Source organism: Listeria welshimeri serovar 6b str. SLCC5334 (assembly GCF_000060285.1).
Lineage (GTDB): Bacteria > Bacillota > Bacilli > Lactobacillales > Listeriaceae > Listeria > Listeria welshimeri.
On the sequence record NC_008555.1, the window covers coordinates 871,573 to 889,487 of the forward strand.

Annotated in this window: 17 protein-coding genes; 16 read left to right on the forward strand and 1 reads right to left on the reverse strand. The window is 35.4% G+C overall.

Going from position 1 to position 17,915, the window contains the following annotated elements; all coding sequences use genetic code 11:
- Positions 1-93 precede the first annotated feature (93 nt).
- From uvrC to LWE_RS04325, 12 genes are all read left to right on the forward strand, one after another.
- Positions 94-1,194: an excinuclease ABC subunit UvrC gene (uvrC, locus tag LWE_RS04270; protein ID WP_011701675.1), complete on the forward strand. Its 1,101-nt coding sequence runs from the start codon at positions 94-96 to the stop codon at positions 1,192-1,194.
- Positions 1,195-1,365: 171 nt separating this feature from the next.
- On the forward strand, positions 1,366-2,808 hold the full coding sequence (locus tag LWE_RS04275; RefSeq protein WP_011701676.1) for an amino acid ABC transporter substrate-binding protein/permease: 1,443 nt from the start codon (positions 1,366-1,368) through the stop codon (positions 2,806-2,808).
- Entirely contained in the window at positions 2,801-3,529 is a 729-nt protein-coding gene (locus LWE_RS04280; protein ID WP_011701677.1) for an amino acid ABC transporter ATP-binding protein, read from the forward strand. Before LWE_RS04275 ends, LWE_RS04280 begins: the two co-directional genes overlap by 8 nt.
- A 297-nt stretch (positions 3,530-3,826) precedes the next feature.
- Positions 3,827-5,938: a MucBP domain-containing protein gene (locus tag LWE_RS04285; protein WP_011701678.1), complete on the forward strand. Its 2,112-nt coding sequence runs from the start codon at positions 3,827-3,829 to the stop codon at positions 5,936-5,938.
- 216 nt (positions 5,939-6,154) lie between these two features.
- On the forward strand, positions 6,155-6,301 hold the full coding sequence (locus LWE_RS04290) for an Lmo0850 family protein (protein ID WP_011701679.1): 147 nt from the start codon (positions 6,155-6,157) through the stop codon (positions 6,299-6,301).
- Between the two features lie 213 nt (positions 6,302-6,514).
- Complete coding sequence (locus LWE_RS04295; protein ID WP_011701680.1) at positions 6,515-7,273, forward strand: hypothetical protein; 759 nt, start codon at positions 6,515-6,517, stop codon at positions 7,271-7,273.
- 79 nt (positions 7,274-7,352) lie between these two features.
- The gene (locus LWE_RS04300; RefSeq protein WP_011701681.1) at positions 7,353-7,907 is read left to right on the forward strand and encodes a TetR/AcrR family transcriptional regulator; all 555 of its coding nucleotides are present in this window, start codon (positions 7,353-7,355) and stop codon (positions 7,905-7,907) included.
- Between the two features lie 16 nt (positions 7,908-7,923).
- Positions 7,924-8,265, forward strand: a complete 342-nt coding sequence (locus LWE_RS04305) for a DMT family transporter (RefSeq protein WP_011701682.1) — start codon at positions 7,924-7,926, stop codon at positions 8,263-8,265.
- A gap of 2 nt (positions 8,266-8,267) precedes the next feature.
- Positions 8,268-8,588 carry a quaternary ammonium compound efflux SMR transporter SugE2 gene (gene sugE2, locus LWE_RS04310; RefSeq protein WP_011701683.1) on the forward strand — a complete coding sequence of 107 codons (321 nt, stop codon included), beginning with the start codon at positions 8,268-8,270 and terminating at the stop codon, positions 8,586-8,588.
- A 149-nt stretch (positions 8,589-8,737) separates the two neighbouring features.
- Positions 8,738-9,850, forward strand: a complete 1,113-nt coding sequence (locus tag LWE_RS04315) for a D-alanine--D-alanine ligase (RefSeq protein WP_011701684.1) — start codon at positions 8,738-8,740, stop codon at positions 9,848-9,850.
- A gap of 63 nt (positions 9,851-9,913) precedes the next feature.
- Positions 9,914-11,287, forward strand: a complete 1,374-nt coding sequence (locus tag LWE_RS04320) for a UDP-N-acetylmuramoyl-tripeptide--D-alanyl-D-alanine ligase (protein ID WP_041176322.1) — start codon at positions 9,914-9,916, stop codon at positions 11,285-11,287.
- Between the two features lie 66 nt (positions 11,288-11,353).
- Entirely contained in the window at positions 11,354-12,067 is a 714-nt protein-coding gene (locus LWE_RS04325) for an alpha/beta hydrolase (protein ID WP_011701686.1), read from the forward strand.
- A gap of 10 nt (positions 12,068-12,077) precedes the next feature.
- On the opposite strand, the gene LWE_RS04330 is transcribed toward LWE_RS04325, so the two are convergent.
- Positions 12,078-13,103: a LacI family DNA-binding transcriptional regulator gene (locus LWE_RS04330; protein WP_011701687.1), complete on the reverse strand. Its 1,026-nt coding sequence runs from the start codon at positions 13,101-13,103 to the stop codon at positions 12,078-12,080.
- Between the two features lie 245 nt (positions 13,104-13,348).
- Between LWE_RS04330 and LWE_RS04335 the strand changes: the two genes are divergently transcribed.
- The 4 genes from LWE_RS04335 to LWE_RS04350 are packed head-to-tail and all read left to right on the forward strand — an operon-like array spanning position 13,349 to position 17,914.
- Positions 13,349-14,671 carry an ABC transporter substrate-binding protein gene (locus LWE_RS04335; RefSeq protein ID WP_011701688.1) on the forward strand — a complete coding sequence of 441 codons (1,323 nt, stop codon included), beginning with the start codon at positions 13,349-13,351 and terminating at the stop codon, positions 14,669-14,671.
- Positions 14,668-15,546: a carbohydrate ABC transporter permease gene (locus LWE_RS04340; protein WP_011701689.1), complete on the forward strand. Its 879-nt coding sequence runs from the start codon at positions 14,668-14,670 to the stop codon at positions 15,544-15,546. The genes LWE_RS04335 and LWE_RS04340 overlap by 4 nt, the downstream gene beginning before the upstream one ends.
- Positions 15,533-16,366, forward strand: coding sequence for a carbohydrate ABC transporter permease (locus LWE_RS04345; RefSeq protein ID WP_011701690.1), 834 nt, complete (start codon positions 15,533-15,535; stop codon positions 16,364-16,366). Before LWE_RS04340 ends, LWE_RS04345 begins: the two co-directional genes overlap by 14 nt.
- Positions 16,367-16,381: 15 nt before the next feature.
- A complete protein-coding gene (locus tag LWE_RS04350; RefSeq protein WP_011701691.1) occupies positions 16,382-17,914 on the forward strand; it encodes an alpha-amylase family glycosyl hydrolase in 1,533 nt (510 codons plus the stop codon).
- The last annotated feature ends 1 nt before the right edge of the window (position 17,915 follow it).

Genomic DNA, 17,915 nt, shown 5'->3' on the forward strand with positions numbered 1-17,915 from the left:
AACTAGCCAGAGTTTTTGCGCTAGTTCTTCTTTCTTCTTTACAAAAAGGATAAGGAGGGATAGAATAGATGTTCTAGAAGGAGGGGAACCCCTTTGGATACCAAGTTGCAAACGAAATTAACCTTATTACCTGAATCACCAGGTTGTTATATATATAAAGATGAAAATAATGAAATTCTCTATATTGGCAAATCAAAATGCTTGAAGAATCGTGTAAAATCTTATTTTCATAGTAAACAAATTGGTAAAACAGCAAGACTTGTTCGGCAAATTCGTGATTTAGAATTGATTATCACTACTTCCGAAAAAGAAGCCTTACTTCTCGAAATGATTTTAATTCAGAAATACCAGCCACCTTTTAATATCCAGTTAAAAGAAGGAACGAGCTATCCTTATATTAAAATCACGAATGAAAAAAATCCGCATATCGAAGTTGTTTTTGAAGCAAAACAAGATGGCGCACATTATTTTGGTCCTTATCCTGGCCGTTATTCTGCCAGACAAACAGTTGACCTCATCCAAAAATTATTTCCACTATGTCGTTGTGACGGAAAACCAGGCCGGCCATGTTTATATTACCATCTTGGACTTTGCTTAGGTCCTTGCCTAAGAGAGATTGATCCAGCTGTTTATAAAGCACAAATTCACAAAATTTCTCGTTTCTTAGAGGGAGATGTCAAACCAGTGAAGAAGAAAATTCAAGCAATCATGCAAGAAGCAACAGACAAACTTGAATTCGAACGTGCTGCAGAACAACGAGATAAACTTCATGCGATAAATGAAACAATTGAAAAACAACATATTATTTTCCCCGGTTTAAAAAATCGTGATATTATTGGTTGTTATGAACAAGACAATTACCTCAGTGTTTTTGTTTTCTTTGTCCGAAATGGAGCAATTAATGGTAGGAAATGGCATGTTTTTCAAGTGGAGAAATCGCTTCAAGAAGATTTAGCGCATTTTATTAACCAGTTTTATGAAGATCCTAATAATATCCAGCCAAAAGAGTTATTAATTGCGGAAAAACTAGATAAATTATCTTTAGCAGAACCGCTTCGTAAGGCATGTGTATTCCCACAAAAAGGCGGGAAAAAGAAACAAATCAACTTAGCAAACGAGAATGCTAAAAGCACGTATATCGCTTATGCCAAGATGAAAGAATACGATTTTGAAAACCAATTAAAAAACAGTTAGAAGCTAGCTTTCATTGATTAGCTTCTTATCTTTGTTATATTGAAAATCTTATCATAAATAAGTATGGTCAATAATCTACCCTTATGGTAAAATCTTACGAGTACGGAAAAAAATTTATGCTACATAAAAATAATTAATTATAGCTAAACACATATAAAGGGAGGACAAAATATGAAGAAATTTTCACGCTTCATACTTACGATGGCAGTAGCTTGTGTTGCCATGTTCATTTTCACAGGAAACGGGTTAAATGCAAAAGCAGCAGAAGAAACATACTTAATTGGTACAGATACTACTTTTGCACCTTTTGAATTTGAAAAAGACGGAAAACATGTTGGAATTGACATGGATATCCTCAAAGCCATTGCCAAAGATCAAAACTTTAAATATGAAATTAAAGCAATGGGATTCAATGCAGCAGTTCAGGCACTAGAAGCTAACCAAGTGGACGGTGTTATTGCGGGAATGAGTATTACGGATGAGCGAAAACAAAAATTTGATTTTTCCACTCCTTACTTTGATTCCGGAGTTGTTATGGGAATCCTTAAAGATAACGACGACATCAAAAATTATGAAGATTTAAAAGGAAAAAAAGTAGCTGTTAAGACTGGAACAGAAGGTTATGCTTTTGCAGAAAAAATCAAAGATAAATATGGTTTTGATATCGTAGTATTCGATGATTCCGCGCAAATGTATGATGATGTTAAAACAAGAAATTCTGTCGCGTGTTTCGATGATTATCCGGTATTAGCATACGGGGTTCAAACAGGAAACGGCCTGAAAATCGTAACCGAAAAAGAAAAAGGTAATTCTTACGGTTTTGCAGTTAATAAAGATAAAAATCAAGAACTTCTAAAAAAATTCAACGCTGGTCTTGTTAATATTAAAGCTAGCGGAGAGTATAAGGAAATCCTTAAAACTTATTTAGGAAAAGACGCTGTTAAAGAAAATACTACTGAAAAAGGCTTTATGGGGATTATTAAATCTTCTTGGCCTGCGCTTTTAGCTGGTATGTGGTTGACGATTCGTCTAGCAGTGGTTTCATTAATTATTGCTTTCATTATTGGGATTACATTTGGCTTTATGAAAGTAAGTAATAGCAAAATTTTACGCGGAATTGCTACTGTTTATGTGGATATTTTCCGAGGAACGCCACTGATTGTCCAAGCATTCTTCTTCTATTTTGGTATTCCAGCAGCACTTGATTTTAGAATGCCAGTATTCCTGGCTGGGGTCATCGCGCTAAGCTTAAATGCCGGTGCCTATATGGTCGAAATTGTCCGTGGTGGGATTCAATCTGTCGACAAAGGACAAATGGAAGCTGCAAGAAGTCTAGGTTTGCCTCACAAAAAAGCAATGATGAAAGTTGTTCTACCGCAAGCAATTCGGATGATGATTCCATCTTTTATCAATCAGTTCGTTATCACTTTGAAAGATACGTCGATTATGTCGGCAATTGGACTCGTCGAATTAACACAATCTGGTAAAATCATTATGGCACGTACATTTGAAAGTACATGGACATGGCTTATCATCGGAATTATGTACCTAATTGTTATTACCATTTTAACGAAAGTGTCCGATCGTTTGGAAAGGAGATTACGAAATGACTAAACTTAAAGTAACAGGTCTTAAAAAAAGTTTTGGTGTAAATGAAGTGTTAAAAGGCATTGATATAGAAGTAAAAGAGGGCGAAGTTGTGTGTGTCATCGGGCCTTCTGGTTCCGGTAAAAGTACATTTCTTCGTTGTATGAATAACTTGGAAGAAATCACTGCTGGCGATGTAGTTGTAGACGATTATAATATCACTGATAAAAAAGTTGATATTAATAAAGTTCGCGAAAATATCGGTATGGTTTTCCAACATTTTAATTTGTTTCCGCATCTTTCTGTTTTAGAAAATATCACACTAGCTCCAGTAGAATTGAAAAAAATGGATAAAGACGCGGCAAAAAGTAATGCGCTACGTTTATTAGAACAAGTTGGATTAAAAGAAAAAGCGGAAGAGTTTCCTAATCAACTATCTGGAGGACAAAAACAACGAGTTGCTATTGCAAGAGCTCTTGCGATGGATCCAGATATTATGTTGTTTGATGAACCAACATCTGCGCTTGACCCTGAGATGGTTGGAGAAGTTCTTGGTGTAATGAAAGAACTTGCTAAAGGTGGAATGACAATGATGATTGTTACCCACGAAATGGGCTTCGCTCGAGAAGTTGGCGACCGTGTTATCTTTATGGATGGTGGTTATATCGTGGAAGAAGGTAAACCTGGCGATATTTTTGATCATCCACAAAATGAAAGAACCATTAGCTTTTTAGAAAAAGTATTATAAAAACTGAAAATGAAACACGATGAACTGTCCCCAATTAAATTCGGGAACAGTTTTTTTGATAAAGACAAGACAAACCAAGGATAGTAATCAAAAAGTAAACTCGGGTCCTAAAAATCAGGTGTATAATTGTGTATAAAAAGACAAATAAAATTCACACTTTTGCCATAATAATATAATTTATTTAATGATTACTCTGGATTATCATGATTAGTATACTATAATAATTATTGATAGGCCTATCAAATACATTTTGGACAATGCTAAATATCATAAGTCATAACATAAGGGGATAGGAACTTGAAAAAAATACTAATATTAATGATAGTAGCAACTTTCGTATCGTTTAGTATATTACCTTTCAACATTTATGCTGAAGAAACTAGCACAGAAAAACTGGCAACGGAAAAAACAGATTCACAAGCCACAATGGACTCAAAAAGTGCAGATACACAAGAAGAAGCGACAACTAGTCCAAACAATTTAAACACTCAAAAAGAAGCGACAACCAGTCCAAATGATTTAGACGCTCAAAAAGAAGTAACAACCAGTCCAAATGATTCAGATACTCAAAAAGAAGTAACAAATGAAAAAAAAGCAGAGAGCACAGAAAATGTAGTGAAATCAAAGAGCTCATTGACTGATGATAGTGAAGTAATTATAAAAGATGAGAATTCCTTGATACCGGACGACAATTTACGAACCATAATCAATTCGATGCTCGGGAAACCAAGTACGTATCAGCCAACCGAAGCAGAGCTGAATAATATTACAGGAATACTAGACTTAACTGACGAAACCTTTACTACTTTGGATGGGTTACAGTATTTAAAAAAAGTGAAAACGCTTCAATGTGTTGGAGTCACTGCACCAGATGCTGACTTAGCGTATATTGGTCAAATGAGCTCTCTAACACGATTGACTGTTAATACGAGTAGTTTTGAAACGACTACTGGTCTTGAGCCACTTAGAAATTTAATCTATTTTGATTGGAGTTCAAATGGTAAAGATGTTGTACATGCTCAAACAGCAATGCCAAGAAATGTATATAATTTTGATTTCTTGGTAAACAATAAAAGTTTGAATGAGCTAAGTATTAGCGTTGTTTATTCAACTGATCCAACCTATGCTTTCTTAAGTGAACTTACTGGTTTAACTAGGTTAACAATCGTTTTGTCCAATATGAATAGTGTTTCATCTATTAAAAACTTAACAAATTTAACATCGCTTAATTTAAATAACAATTATATTGCTGATATGTCACCACTAGAAAATCAGCCAATATTTAACAAACTATCTGCAACAGGGCAATCAGTTATTTTACCAGCAAAAGAAGTATGGTCTGGAGAAAATTTAACCATTGATAAACCGATAAAACCTGAGTTATCAACAATTAATTATACACTTCCGTCCAATCCAACTACGACACTGGAAGAAAATTCAATACTGATGTCTAATATTACTAAAAGTAGTGTTGTAAAGTATAACGTCTATAATTATAAAACAGGAACGAATGATATTGTAATTCCTGGTGTTCTTATGGAATTTCAAGGTACAACACCTAACTTTAGTGGGAAAATTATTCAACCTTTAAGGGTAAAAGAACGAGCAGCAGCTGTGAAAGTTTTATATGTGGATGAGGCTGGAAATGAAATTGCTACTTCTGAAATTCTAACAGGAGAGATAGATACTCCTTACAGCACAAAAGCAAAAATCATTGAAGGTTTTAAACTAAAAGAAACGCCAACTAATTGTAATGGGATTTTTTCAAAAGATGAGCAAACTGTCACTTATGTGTATGAAATAGCTGACGGCGCCCCAGTTACAGTAAAGTATGTTGACGAAAATGGGAAGAAAATTTCAGAAGATACTGTTTTAGTAGGTAAAAGAGGTACTAAATATACATCTACACCAAAAGATATTAAAAACTATACGTTAAAAGAAATGCCAAAAAACGCCACTGGTATCTTCACTTCCACTAATCAAACTGTTACTTACGTGTATTCTAAAAATATGGCACCAATTCCAGAAACTAGCGCGCCGGTAATCGTTCGTTATGTTGATACAAATGGAGCGGAGATTGCTGATAGCATAACACTTGTTGGGGAATTAGATGATCCATATCAAACTAGCGAAAAAATAATTACTGGTTACAAATTAACAAAGGTTCCAACAAATAAGAACGGTGTTTATACAGTAAACACGCAAATAGTGACTTATGAGTACGAAAAAGTAAAAACAACCAGTAACGGAGACAAGGAGCAAACTAAAAAAGTAGCGCCAACCAGTAGCAATCATTTACCGAAAACTGGTGATACAACAACTGAAAATGCCACTTTATTATTTGCAGGTGTGTTATTGGTCATTGCTGGAACAATTGTGTATAGAAAAAAAGGCAAACATAATCATTAATTGTAAAAGGCTGAAATTTTTCAGCCTTTTACTATACAATTTTAGGAAAACCCCCCTTAAAATTCGGTTTTCAAACGCTTTCTTGAAAAAAAGGTTTGTATATAAGTTATTTTCTAAAGAAATAGGGTATTTTTAATAAAGAGAATATGTTAAAGTAAAGAAAGAGAAAAATAAAAATTGAGAATGAAAACAAATTTTAAAGATGGAGTGATGAGTTTGGATAATAATCAAAAAGATTTGAATCAAGTAATCCGTCAGCTCAAAGAAAAAGGAATTGTGGTCGAAAAAACGAAATCACGAAAAGATATTTGGAAAGCAGTCAGCAATAAAGCTATGCCAAACATGAAACTTCGATTGCAGTAAAAGCTAAAAGTGGAGATTTTTGATATGTTACTAACTTTTCTTAAGTATTTAAGATCATGTGATTTACATATAAATAACCTTCGCTTTTTTTGTTTGTCATAAATTAGTTACGAAGATTTGATGTTTCTGTTATCCTTTTTCAGTAAAAATGTTGTATGATGGAATGGAAGGCTTTTGTCATAGAAGAAAATAGAATTAGAGTGAGGCAAATACATGAAAAAAGAAGCGGTTAATCAACAATCTATTTATGTTCATATTGATCATGTTATTAACAATGTGGCGACAAGCGGCATTTCTTTTTGTGATTTCTTAAATGGTGTAGGGCAACCCCCTGAAAATATTTTGTTAATCAAACATAATATAGAAGATGCGTCCTATAATGCACATACAGCTTTTCACTACTTAGAGCCTGGCGATTTAGCAAATATTTCCAAAGAGAATTTTAATCCTTTTTGTTGGATTGATTTTGAGGATGTAGAGCTTTTAAACCAACTGACACCACAAGAAGTTGCTGAAATGCTGTATCTTGCGCATACTGGGCGGCACCTTCGTTCTCCTTTTTATTATAAATTACAAAATAATTTTGTTTATTTAACGAGACAAGATGGACGTTATAATAAAGTATATTACCGGAATTTAAATCATTTTTATATGTTGTTAAGTCATGTGATTGCGCGGAAAACATCAGAGCTTGTTAATGAAAAAGGTATTTTCTCATTTGGTAAGAAAAAATATGTGGCGGAACCACCAGTCGAACTATTGAAAAAAATGGCTGATTATTTTAAAGACGGTGCTTGTATAGCGCTGGAAGATGTCGTTAGAACTCGAACACAAATTGAAGTCCCTATTGGTTTAGGGTTAACAGAAGAGATGACAGAGCTAGAAATTTCTTCTAAAATCTATTATGAAGAAGAAGTAGCAAAACTAGTATATGATTTGAAACAGAATGAATGGAAATATATCGAAAAATAAAAAATCAAACTTTTTCCTTTACGTTTGGTTTTTTATTTGCTAGAATGTGACTAATGAACGTTAGTTAGGAGGGCTTTTAATGACGAAACAACTAATTAAAGAAACAGCGCTCACTCTTTTTGCGGAAAAAGGGTATGATGGGACGGCACTTTCTGAAATAGCTAAAGCAGTGGGAATCAAAACACCATCTTTATATGCACATTTTTCTTCTAAAGAAGCTCTTTTTTTGGAAGTGTATCAAGATAGTATCCAAACAGAATTGCGTGAATTAAGCAAGGTTGCTGAACGCGAAGAATTAGAAGGAGAAGAAAAACTCCGAAGTCTCTTTTTTGTGGCTACCGATTTTTCTAGTAGTCCAGATGAGAAGAAATTTTTCCAACGAGCTGTGTTTTATCCACCCAAATCGCTTTTTGAAGAATTGAAGGAGGAAACACGAACCTATGAACAGCTGACGGACAACATTTTGCGGAAAACACTTGAACAAATTGTACCAGAATCTGTTTTGATAAGATGGATGCATGTATTTTATGCATTGCTGGATGGTCTTAGCGTGGAACATGGGATTTATGATGAGGCAGAATTTGAATCGCGAAGGACATCTGCTTGGGAAGTGCTAGCAAGTTTACTAGAATGAAGTGGAGGTAAAGGAAATGGCTTGGTTTTATTTAATTATGGCAGGATTATCAGAAATTGTGTGGGCTTTTGGACTGAAAGAATCGCATGGTTTTACTATATTAGGTTGGAGTCTTTTAACGATAGCATTTTTGATTGTTAGTTTTGGTTTATTTTCAATGTCGATGAAGGCAATTCCGATTGGGACAGCTTATGCGGTTTTTACCGGAATTGGAGCTGCTGGAACAGCCATTATTGGAATGATTTTTCTTTCAGAAGGTATTTCTTTTTGGAAAATTGTGTCGCTTCTTGTATTACTATCAGGAATTATCGGTTTGAAATTAGTAGATGGTAACGATGCTAAAAAGGAGGCTAAATAACAATGGATTGGATATTTTTACTTGTAGCAGGTCTCTGTGAAATGGTGTTCGTTGTCATGCTAAAATTATCTGATGGCTTTAAACGATTCGGATATGCGACACTTACAATTATTTTTATGGCAGCGAGTTTCTTTTTACTTTCACATGCTCTTAAAACGATACCGATTGGGACGGGTTATGCGATTTGGACCGGAATTGGCGCAGTAGGTAGCGTGTTACTAGGTATGATTGTGTTTAAAGAGCGTAAAAGTGTTGGGAAATTGCTTTTTATTACGATGATAATTGCAGGCGTAGTTGGTTTAAAATTAACATCTGGCGTTTAATAAAGTAGGTTGAAAAAGTCCTTTTTGGAATAAGTGGGTACGTTTCTTATTTAAAAAAGAAGATTTTTTCAACCTATTTTTTAGTTATGTCTTTTCATCTTGCTAAAACATGGTAAAATAGATAAAGCGAATAATGACGGAGGGGTATTATGAAAACCAAATTAATTTTATTATACGGTGGAAAGTCTGCTGAGCACGAGGTTTCCTTACAAACAGCATTTTCAGTTATCAATGCGTTAGATTTGGAAAAATTTGAAGCTGAGCCAATATATATTACAAATGAAGGAGAATGGGTTCAAGGACCACTTCTCACTGGTAAATTAGATTTTGTTGAACAATTACGTTTTTCAGCAACAAATACAGTGAAACTTGCTGCTACGGAATCAGAAAAATCAGAAGGCGAGGCAATTAGCCCAGCTGTTTTAGAGGCAGATGATCAAGAAACGGTTGTTTTCCCACTTTTACATGGTCCAAACGGAGAAGATGGTACCGTTCAAGGATTATTTGAAGTATTAAATATTCCGTATGTTGGTAATGGGGTTTTAGCTTCTTCTGCTGCAATGGACAAAATCGTGATGAAGAAGATTTTTGCAGATGCTGGCATTCCGCAAGTTCCAGCAGTTGCAGTACGTTTAATTGATTGGAAAAATTATCAAGAAGAAATGGTTTCTGAAATGGAAGAAGTACTTACATATCCAGTCTTCGTCAAGCCAGCAAATCTTGGTTCTAGTGTTGGTATTAGTAAAGCAACAAACAAAAAAGAATTAGAAGATGCAATGACAGAAGCATTTTTATATGACCGCCGTGTTGTTGTTGAACAAGGGGTGGTTGCACGTGAAATCGAAATGGGTGTACTTGGAAACGATACACCAGTTTGCTCGGTTCCAGGTGAAATTTTGCCAGAAGGTGCAGTGGCTACATTCTACGATTACAAAGCAAAATATCAAGATAATAATACTGCATTAATTATTCCGACTGAAGTGGATCCAGAAATCTTGGAACAAATGAAAGAATATGCGGTCCAAGCGTTTTTAGGCCTTGATGCAAGTGGATTAGTACGGGCAGACTTTTTCTTAACAGATGATAATCAGCTTTTCTTAAATGAAGTCAATACGATGCCTGGTTTTACGCCTTACAGCATGTATCCACTTCTTTGGCAGGAAACTGGTTTACCATACAGCGCGTTAATTGAAAGATTAGTTGATTTAGCAAAAGAACGACATGCCGCAAAAAATGCACTTAAATATAAATTAGAAGACTAAAATAAACAAGAAAGCAGTTTTCATATGCGGAAGCTGCTTTTTTATGGAAGAGAGCGATTTGATTTGAAGAAAACAGTAGGCGAAGTAGTAGCAATGTTAGATAGTTCCATTCATGTAGATACATTTCGCGATGTCGTCATTACTGGCATTTGTTTTGATACAAGGCAAATAAAGTCAGGTGATTTATTTGTTCCATTTGTGGGGAATTTGCGCGATGGACACGAATTTGTAAGTCAAGCAAGAGAAATGGGAGCAGTTGCGACCTTCTGGCAAAAAGATGTACCGAATCCACCAACGGATTTTCCAGTTATTTTAGTGGACAACACATTGTTATCGCTTCAAGAATTGGCAGCGAAATATATACAACAAGTAAAACCGAAAGTGATTGCAATTACAGGAAGCAATGGGAAAACAACTACAAAAGATATTATGGCAGCTATTGTTGAAACGACCTATAAAGTGCATTATACAGGTGGAAACTTTAATAACCATATTGGGTTACCATATACTATTCTCACCATGCCGGAAGATACAGAAGTAGCTGTGCTTGAGATGGGTATGAATCATCGTCATGAAATCGAAGTGCTTTCTAAAATTGCCAAACCTGATATTGCGATTATTACGAATATCGGTGAAGCTCATATTGAATATCTAGGTTCACGTGAAGAAATAGCGAAAGCCAAACTCGAAATTACGGCGGGCTTAAACCCAAGCGGGATTTTAATTTATCCACACGAAGAGACTTTGTTGTTAAGTAATATTAATGGGGATTTCAGACAGCTCACTTTTGGAAAATCAGAAGCTGCAGAAATTTATCCATTAGAAATTCATGCGGAAGCAGAAGGAACTTCTTTTGTAACAAATTGGGAACCAGAACTCGAAATTTTTGTTCCAATTATTGGCGAACATAACGTGTTCAACACAATGGCCGCAATGCTTGCAGCAAGAGAAATTGGTATTGAAGGCGAAAAAATTCAATCTGCACTTAAAAAAATGGAACGTTCCAAAAGTCGTTTAGAGTGGATTACAACAAAAAGCGGGGCGCGAATTTTAAATGACGCATATAATTCTAGTCCGACAGCTTTAAAAACGGTGTTAAAAACATTTATGCACATGGATTCAAAAGGAAAACCAAAATATTTGGTGCTTGCAGATATGTTAGAATTAGGTGAGTTGTCGACAAAGCTGCATCGAGAATCGGCCGAAGTCTTGGAAAAAGATACGATTGAGAAGGTTTTCTTGTATGGTGAGGCAATGAAAGCATTTGGAACTGTAGCTGAAACAAAAATTGGTCAGGGAAAAGTTCAACATTTTGACACAAAGGAATCGCTTGAGACGGCGCTTCTTTCGGAAGTGAATGGAAATGAATGGATACTGGTCAAAGGTTCTTACGGAATGGGCTTGAAAGATGTAGTAGAAAATCTTATTATTAAGTAACGACTAAAATTGGACATATGATATTACCGATTAATTGGTAATAATTTGGACAGGAGGAAAGGCATAATGGTTGCTTGTTTGTGTATTCATGGTTTTACTGGTTCGCCGTCCGAGGTGAAGCCGCTCGCAGATTATTTGCGAGAGCATACAGATTGGGATGTTTTAGCGCCCACATTACCTGGCCATGATCACCTGCGCCACTTAAAAAATGTGACGTATAAAGATTGGATCGTTTTTGTAGATAGTATTTTGAGTCAAATGTTGAAAGAAGACGATGAAGTATATATTATTGGTTTTTCCATGGGCGGACTTCTCGCGGGTTGGCTTGCTAGACATTATCCAGAGGTGAAAAAACTGGTACTGCTAGATATAGCTTTAAACGCAATAGAACGGCCACAAGTTGTCGGGAATTCCAAACAAGCGATCAACGAAGCAAAAGAAATAACACTCAAAAATAATCCAATGTTCAAACGGAATCAAAAGAAAGCAACAGAAGTTTCTTTGACATTTACCCTTCAGTTTGAAAAAATGGTTGCTTTAGCAAAACCGGCATTTGAGCATATTGAAATTCCAACATTCATTGCGCAAGAAAATGGTAATCCAAAAGCTTCGACTGAAAAAAGTGTGCAATTCTTACTGGAAAGTATACCAGGACCTAAAGAATTATTTGTGTTAGAGGGTCCAAAACAGATAATTAGTCCAGATGAACAAGCAAATAAGCTTTATCCAGCAGTTCTGATATTTTTACAAAAAGATGTTGCTATACTAAATGTAAATTAATAAAACCGATTCAGCTCTCACTCGCTGAATCGGTTTTTTTGTTTTCTCCGACAGAATCTCGGGCAATTAAATTAGTTGCTAACGCCAAGTGGACAAAACTATCTTCTGGTTTTCTTAAACGATTATACATAAGTTCAATTGCTTTTTCACCCATAAAACCAAGATTTGTACACATTGTTGTAAGTTGTGGATTGCTCAGAACAGTAAATTCGGTATTATCAAAACAAATAATCGATAAGTCTTTCGGAATATTATATCCTTTTGACTGCAAATAAGTATTTAAAATAAATCCAAGCCCAGAATTGACACAAAACCAAGCTGTTGGAAGTTCATCTAGTTCGTCAAGTGTTCGATATAACGTTGTCTGTTCCTCTTTAATTCGAGTAATGGCGTATTTTTCGTTATAAGGAATTTGATAATATTGCAATGCTTTTTTGTAGCCTTCCAGCCGTTCCTCATAACTCGGGGAAAAACTGATATCCCCTAGAAAACCGATTTTTTGATGTTTATTTTGGACTAAAAATTCTACAGCCATAAATGCTCCATCTTTATTTTGACTAATCACTGCATCCGCTTTTAGGTGCGGATCATGATGGTCAATAAGAACAACAGGTATACCAAGTTCTATTACTTTTTTGCTATAGCCTGTATTAATATGCGAAAGCAAGAAAATCCCCGTCCAGTTTTCATTCATAATTTGTTCTGGGAGTTGATTTGCTTCGGCCTCTTCATCGGTTACTGGAAAAATAATTAATTCCGCTTGATGCGCGATAAGACTCTGTTTCATATTATCAATAATTTCTCCAAAAAAACTTCTTTGTGATAAAGCAAAAGAGGTAGCTAAAAGTGCAAATTTCTCTTTGACAACTTCTCGAGCGATTTCTCTTTTATATTTATAACCTAATTCATCTGCCATTTTAAAAACAGCTAATTTGGTTTGTTCACTAACCCCGTTTTTATTGCCTAAAGCTTGTGAGACAGAATTTTTTGTTATATTCAGCCTGTCAGCAATGTCCTGCATCGTAACTTTCTTCATGTTTCCCCCTCCGTTTTCCTCTGTTTATTCTATTATAGAAGTTAATTCACAAAATAGCAAAAATTTCATAATTAAAAAGTAATGTTAAAAGTAATGTTGGAAAATATCTTTCCGAAACGTTATAAACACCTAATATAAAAGAATTTATAAAAGTAATTATTGACATTACAAAAAAGTAATGTGATAATGTAATTGTAATCAAGCGCTTACAATTACAAAAAAGTGGAATTAGGAGGATTATTGATATGAAGATTAGAAAAATTGCTATTGCAGCTCTTAGTGTTGCGGTTGCTGGATCATTACTAACTGCTTGTGGCGGTGGAAATGGCAATAGCGGCGACGACAATGGTAAAACAAAAGTAACGTTTTGGGCAGCCCCAAATCCAACGCAAGTGAAATATTGGGATGAAATGGCAAAAGCCTATGAAAAAGAAAATCCAGATGTGACTATTGAAGTTTCCCAAATGAAGGAAAGCCCTTCATCGGAAGCCACTATTCAATCGGCTATTGCTTCTAAAACAGCACCAACAATATCTGAAAATATCAATCGTAGTTTCGCGGCTCAACTAGCAGACAGTAAAGCAATTGTCCCTTTGAATGATGTAAAAGGGCTTGATGATGTAGTAAAAGAACGTAATATGACGGAAACAATGGATTCTTGGAAATTCTCTGATGGAAAACAATATGTTTTACCAGTATATTCTAATCCGATTCTGTTTGCTTGGCGTTTAGATACGCTTAAAGAACTTGGCTATGATGCACCACCGAAGACATATAGTGAAGCTCTAGAAGTAGGTAAAAAATTAAAAGAAAAATACCCAGACAAAGTACTTTGGGCAAAAGGGGACTTATCTGATCCGACAGCTTGGATGCGCTGGTTTGATTTCTTCCCACTTTATGATGCAGCTTCTAAAGGAAATGCTTTTGTAGAAGATGGCAAATTAGTAGCAGATGATAAAGCCGGTACAGAACTATTAACGTTTATGTCTGAATTACAAAAAAATAAATTACTCCTTGCAAGTAAAGCTACTGATCCTTTTGAAACTGGAACAAGTATTATGGCCGATAATGGACCATGGACTTTCCCTAACTGGGATGAAAAATTCCCAGATCTTAAATACAATGAAAACTATGCAATAGCAGCACCATTAGTACCTGATACGATGAAAGATGAAAAAAATATTACTACATACGCAGATTCCAAAGGCGTGGTAATGTATGCACAAGCAACGGACAAAGAAAAAGAAGCAGCAATGGATTTCTTGAAATTTGTCTATAGTGATGATAAAAACGATTTGAAATTCTTAGAGACAACCAACTTAATTCCTGCTCGTGATGATGCAACTAAAAATGAAACATTCACTGCTTTCTTTAAAGAAAATCCAGAATTAGAAGTTTATGCAGCAAATGTACCAAATAGTATCCCAGCAATGGATGATGCCAAATACAATGACATTCAACAAATCATTGGGGAAGAAGCATGGAATCCGATTGTTCGCGGGGAGAAGAAACCTGCTAAAGCTTGGTCTGATATGAAGAAAGCGGAGGATGGGGTGCTTCAAAAATGAAGCGGCGAAATAATAAATTGGGCTGGTCATTTACCAGCCCGTATCTCATATTCACAGCGATATTTTTCTTAGTACCGCTCGTTTGGTCCATTTGGTTATCTGTGACGGACTGGAACATGATGAGTCCAGAAATCAATTTTGTTGGTTTTGATAATTTTATTAAAGCATTTACAAGTCCAGCAGTTCAAGCCGCTTTTTTTGTTACCTATAAGTTTTTAATTGTGTTTGTTCCGATGGCGTTAATTATTTCCATGATTGTTGCGGTATTAGTTAACGGGCTTCCAAGGTTTAAGGGGTTATATTTAGTAGCTTTTTTCCTACCTTATTTATCTTCTGGGGTTGTAACTTCTTTAATTGTCCAAGGTTTACTTTCATATAATAGTGCCCTTAATGTGTTTTTACGAGGACATTTTGGTTGGGATATTGATTGGCTCGGGACACCAATGTCTGCACTCGTTATTATTTCACTTATGATTGCTTGGAAAATGTCTGGTTATTATGCACTTATTTTGATTTCCGGACTTTCGAGCATTAATCATGAAATTTATGAAGCTGCAGCAATGGATGGTTCTGGAAGATTTAGAACTTTTTGGAAAGTAACTGTGCCAATGATGTATCCTGCATTATTTACGGTTATAGTTTTAGCGGTAGGTGTTAGTTTTGGGATTTTTACCGAAGTATACCAATTAACTGGCGGTGGACCAAACTTCGCAACAAATACTTGGCAAATGGAAATTTTCAATCAAGCGTTTGTTAACTTGAATTCTGGTTATGCTTCTGCAATTTCACTTATGGCCGCAACTGTAACGTTTGCATCGATTGGTGTCATTAAGAAAATGCTTGAGAAATGGGGTCAAAGAAATGGTTGGACATAATAGTAAAGCGGGGAAAATTGTTCGCTATATACTGACAACATTACTCATGCTAGTTATGATTTATCCGTTTATTTATCTTGTCTTAAACTCATTTGCAGCTTGGGATCAAGTAGATAAAAAGCTTATTCCTACTGAATTTACAACTCGTTCATGGGATTGGCTGTTTGGTAATTCAGTAGTGGCTGCTCCAGCTCCGTGGATTCATGCATTTATTAATACGATTATTGTTTCTACGATTGCTACAGGATTAATGTTACTTTTTGGCCTAATGGTTGGATATGCACTAGCAAAAGTAGATTTTAAAGGGAAGAAACTTGTTAATAATGCGATTTTATTCCAAATGTTCTTCCCAGCAATTATTTTGCTTATTCCACAATTTTTAATGATTACAGATTTTGGTTTACTCGATACGTATGCTGGAATGATTATTCCAACAATGCTGAGTTTATGGGCAGTCTTTATGTATACAAACTTTTTCAAAGCGATTCCAGATACACTAATTGAAGCAGCCAAATTAGATGGGGCAAGCGATATGAAAATTTTATTTCGTGTTGTGCTACCAATGTCTAAATCTATTACGACGGTTATTTTCTTGTTCCTATTCACAGACAGATGGACAAATTTACTTTGGGACATGCTTGTAACAAAAAGCGATGGAACGGTAACGTTAAATGTACTTATATCGCAAATGTTTGGACCATATGCAACTTATCCAGGTCCTATGTATGCGGCTTCTGTATTATTAACGCTTCCGCTTATTATTTTATTCTTATTCTTCTCAAAGAAATTCCAAGAAGGAATGCAATTTACTTTGAAATAAAAGGAGCGACTGAACTTGGAGTTTTGGCGTGGTAGTGTTTTTTATGAAATTTATATGAAATCATTTCAAGATAGTAATGGTGATGGTTTGGGTGACTTTGTAGGACTCACTAGTAGACTAGATTATCTGGCGGATTTAGGCGTGGATGGTATTTGGCTTACCCCATTTTATCCATCACCACAAGTGGATAATGGTTATGATGTGTCGGATTACTGCGAAATAAACCCGGATTACGGCAATATGACTGATTTCCGCGAGTTTATGAAAGCAGCAGATGAGCGAGGTATCAAAGTTATTATTGATCTCGTGTTGAATCATTCTTCTACGGAGCATGTTTGGTTTAAGGAATCACGTAAGAATAAAACCAATTCTAAACGAGATTATTATATTTGGCGCGAAAAACCAAATAATTGGGAGTCGTTTTTCGGTGGTTCAGCATGGGAATTAGACGATCTTACTGGTGAATATTATTATCATAGCTTTGCAAAAGAACAAGCAGATTTAAACTGGTCCAATCAAGCTGTTCGAGCAGAAATTGAGCAGATTTTAGCATTTTGGTTGAATGAAGGAGTGGCGGGATTCCGATTAGACGTCATCAATAATTTAACACTTGTACTCGAGTTTCCAGATAATCCTGTAGTAGACGGGGAGATGGAGCATGTTTATGACCGGAATCAGCAAGGGTTAGAACAGGCATTAGAAGATATTGCCTCGTTTTGTCGTAAAGAGCGAGAAGTATTTTTAGTAGGTGAAATTAGTTCTGACAAACTACCGGAAATTGCGAAATATAGTTCAGAGAAAATGCTGGATGTTACGTTTAATTTTAATTTTGGAAGTGTGGAACAAATTGACGCAAAATCCGTATTTACTTCATTGAATGAGATGGAAACAGCGCTAAATGAAGGACAATGGCCAACGTTGTTCTTTGGAAGTCATGATATGAGCAGATTTTTAACGCGACTTGCGGATGGAAATTTGTCGAAAACAAAGCTTTTAGCATTTTTAATGTTAACTGCTAAAGGAGTGCCATTTATTTATTACGGGGAAGAAGTAGGGCTGCCAGATTTGCCTTTTTCTTCAGTGAAAGAGATGCGCGACATTCAAGGAACAAACGCTTATTATCAAGCATTAAAAACAGGTTCAAATGAAGAAGATGCACTTAAAATTGCGATAGGAAAAACAAGAGATAAAGCACGCGGACCAATGGTTTTTCCAGATAAACGACCATTCACTTTAGATGAACCATGGATTAAAATGGCTAGTTTAAAAGAAGAGGAAGCACTTTCCATGTGGCAGTTTTATAAAACATTACTTGCTTTTCGAAAAGCACATGATTTTAAAGAAAAAGAATATGCTTTTTTAAGATTGGATGGTGAAATATTAAGTTATCAGCGTGGTGAATTCTTATTTTTACTTCATTTTGGAGAAGATAAGGTATTATATCCGCTTTCAGGTCAAAAGCAACTTGTTTTTGGGGAGGCTGATATGTTAGAAACTGGTATTAGATTGGGTGCTTACACAGGGATTGCGCTCAGAGTGGAGGATTAAA